Source organism: Nodosilinea sp. AN01ver1, assembly GCF_050565655.1.
In the GTDB taxonomy this organism is placed as follows: domain Bacteria; phylum Cyanobacteriota; class Cyanobacteriia; order Phormidesmidales; family Phormidesmidaceae; genus Nodosilinea.
Genome location: NZ_JBNXVS010000118.1, coordinates 1 through 1723, shown reverse-complemented (window position 1 = coordinate 1723; position 1723 = coordinate 1). Strand labels below are relative to the sequence as shown.

Sequence of the window (1723 nt, the reverse complement as noted above, 5' to 3'; positions counted from 1 at the left end):
CACCGACATTCCGCGGGTTGACAGGGGTTAATTAAGGAGATAGTAGCGGCAGGCTGGAAAGCCCATGAGGCGAATGATTTTGCTGCGTTCTTCCGAGAGGTTGCTGACCTGCTGGGCGGTCCCTACGGAGACCAGGTGAATAGCTTGGAATTTCTGCAAAATCCAGCGCAAGGTCGGATTGCGAGTGGGGCGTTGCTTTTGGTCGAGCACCGTGTCATCGGCTTGAGCGAGTTTGGCTCTGAGTTTGCGCTGGCCGAGACTGTAGACTAGCAGGGTCAAGGCCATTACGAGGGCCAGAGCCTCAACCCGCTGAGGCTTTTTGACAAAGATACTGCTGGTGAAGAAGAGGGGGTCTTTGAGGAAGCGAAAGCCCCGCTCGACATGCTGCTGGGCTTTATATTCGCGCAGTAGACGCTCGGCTGGGTAAGCCTCTCCATCCAAGACATTGGTGGCCAGAATGAAGCGACGATGGCGCTGTTGGCACTGGGCCTCATACTCAGCCGTGCGTTCCAGGGTCGCCTGCCATTGATAGCCCAGAGCAGGTGAGTCTGATACTTGAGAGCGCTTGGGCCGACCGGGGGGGCGCTTAGCAGCGACCGAAACCAGCGCTACCTGAGTCAAGGTGTAGCCGGTGAGGGAGTCCTGAAAGCGCATCAGCGCATCCATGGCATCAGGCTTACAGGCAAAGACCTGGCTACAGAGCTGCCGCAGAGACCGTTTCAACCCCTTTTCCTGCTTTTCGAGGGGCTTGAGCCAATCCTCTGACTGCCTCCGGTGCGGGCTTTCCACCAGAATCCAGCGCTGCTCCACCCCACCGTAGCGCTGCCGTTGTTCCCACACCCGATACCCATCGAGGTCACAGGGCATCTCTGTTAACGGGTCGAGAGCGCTATCCACCAGGGTTTGAGCTGCCTTGAGCGTTTGTGGCACCCGACTCAGCCAGGGCAAACTTCCCACCGCTTGCAAGTTAGGCTCACTGTAGAACGCTGCATCGGCCACCATCAGCGCAGGCATCTGCCACTGCTCGGCAAACGCCCGCATCAGTCCCGCAAAGGTTTGGCTATCGGTCTCATTGCCGCTGCCGACCTTGAACCACACCGGAATGCCACCGTCGGCACTACAGATCAAGTTGACCAAAAACTGCTTTAACTCAGGTCGATGGTCTCTCGAATAGCCCCGACAAATCTCAATCGCCTGGGGGTCTTCCGTCTCCGGTGCAGTCTCAGACCCAGCCACGGTGGGATACTCTCCATCAAGGGCGAAGGAGGTCGAGTCCAGATGGCACTGCGTGACACTTACGCCAAAGCGGCCCACGGCCTGCATCGCTACTTTGAGAAAAAATAGTGTCGTCCCATACTCAAACAGCTGATCTAACACCCGGCCCAAACGGTCATCATTCAAGTGGTGGGCCTCCACCCCCGCGCCCAGCAGGTGCTCGACCGGTTTGCCCTCGAAAAACTCACTGAATAGGTACAACGGGGCGCTGACAAACCCCAACCCATTGAGAATCATCGCTTTCACCACTTGTCCAGGGCTGATATGGTTCAGCGGATGGGGGGCCAGAACCTCGTCGGTTAGCTCGACCAGTCTAATCTCGTCAACTATGGCAGCCACCAACCCTAAGTGGTCCAGATTCTCTATCTTCAAAGCGCGATCCCATGGATTGCTCTGAGCTTACCTCAGTCGCCCTAAATATCCCTTTTGTCAACCTGCGGAATGTCGG

Annotated in this window: 1 protein-coding gene; it reads right to left on the bottom strand. The window is 57.1% G+C overall.

Going from position 1 to position 1723, the window contains the following annotated elements; translation table 11 throughout:
• Positions 1-27: 27 nt before the first annotated feature.
• Positions 28-1647: an IS1634 family transposase gene (locus ACQ4N7_RS30185; RefSeq protein WP_430715113.1), complete on the bottom strand. Its 1620-nt coding sequence runs from the start codon at positions 1645-1647 to the stop codon at positions 28-30.
• Positions 1648-1723: the final 76 nt, after the last annotated feature.